The organism is Vicingus serpentipes (assembly GCF_007993035.1).
Classification (GTDB): Bacteria; Bacteroidota; Bacteroidia; order Flavobacteriales_E; family Vicingaceae; genus Vicingus; species Vicingus serpentipes.
The window spans coordinates 1-243 of record NZ_VOOS01000034.1 but is presented as its reverse complement, the minus strand read 5'-3'; the positions used below and the strand labels follow the sequence as shown (position 1 = coordinate 243).

The following is a 243-nucleotide window of genomic DNA, read 5'->3' as shown; positions in this document are numbered from 1 at the left end:
ATTCTGTGTGGCAGATAATGCAACACCAACAGTAGGCGATTTAGATGTTACTGGAAATAATGTATTATGGTATGCAGATAATGTGACAACAACACCATTATTAGGAACAGACTTATTAGTAGATGGCGAAGATTATTATGCAACACAAGAGAATGTAGAAGGATGTGAGAGTAGCATAAGACTACAAGTAAATGTAAGCATATCCGATACGGCAGCACCAACAACAAGTGCTGTTAATCAAGT

General features: G+C 37.0%; 1 pseudogene. It reads left to right on the top strand.

From position 1 onward, the window contains the following. Window positions 1–243 (top strand): annotated as a pseudogene (locus FRY74_RS12955) (hypothetical protein); the annotation flags it as partial.